Here is a 306-nt window from a genome sequence, read left to right as displayed (position 1 = left end):
TCCGGATAGGCATCGTCCATTTTTTTGAGGCAGCCTGCACAGCCAGGTATACCACCTTCATTGCTGAGTCATCTGAGGGGAACACTTTACGTAGCTTTGTAGCTTTGCGGATGACGCTGTTGAGGGACTCTATCGCATTTGTTGTATAGATCACTTTACGAATCTCAGGCGGATATTCAAATAGGGTGATTAGGTTTGCCCAGTGGGTAGCCCAGGATTTACTGATCTGGGGGTATTTATCATCCCACTTCTCAGCAAAGCGCTCTCGCTCTACCTGCGCTGCCGGTTCCGTGGCTGCGGTATAGA

At 49.7% G+C, this 306-nt stretch carries 1 protein-coding gene; it reads right to left on the bottom strand.

What is annotated here, in order from left to right:
• On the bottom strand, positions 1 to 306 hold a 306-nt coding region (locus MO867_RS22890), incomplete at both ends, for a transposase (protein WP_252473437.1).

The sequence above is a fragment of the Microbulbifer okhotskensis genome (genome assembly GCF_023895975.1).
GTDB classification, from domain to species: domain Bacteria; phylum Pseudomonadota; class Gammaproteobacteria; order Pseudomonadales; family Cellvibrionaceae; genus Microbulbifer; species Microbulbifer okhotskensis.
This window is presented reverse-complemented; position numbering and strand designations above follow the sequence as displayed.